This window comes from Flavobacterium xizangense, from assembly GCF_054075145.1.
The window spans coordinates 1-263 of sequence record NZ_JBSIPG010000153.1 but is presented as its reverse complement, the minus strand read 5'-3'; the positions used below and the strand labels follow the sequence as shown (position 1 = coordinate 263).

At 43.7% G+C, this 263-nt stretch carries 1 protein-coding gene; it reads right to left on the bottom strand.

Features of this window, described 5'->3' with window-relative positions; genetic code table 11:
- Positions 1-109: 109 nt before the first annotated feature.
- The gene (locus ACWA1B_RS22895; protein ID WP_456910937.1) at positions 110-256 is read right to left on the bottom strand and encodes a sterol carrier protein domain-containing protein; all 147 of its coding nucleotides are present in this window, start codon (positions 254-256) and stop codon (positions 110-112) included.
- Between the last annotated feature and the right edge of the window lie 7 nt (positions 257-263).

The window sequence follows — 263 nt, the reverse complement described above, 5'->3', positions numbered from 1 at the left end:
CCTCTGCCGGTGTCTTAAATGCCAACGTGCAGATTGTCCAACCTGCTTAATTCAAAAAAAGCCAACCATTCAGATTTCACCTGGATGATTGGCTTTTTTGATGTTCAATTTAGAAATAATCCCATAACATCGGTTTCGTATGACTAAATGCAGCACTGAGTTGAGCGATTTGCTGCGGTGTCCCCTGCACATGCCCAAAGTGTGCTTGACTCTCAAGTGTGCGATACCCCAACATCGCCTTAGTTAGATTTTGAATCGTAACG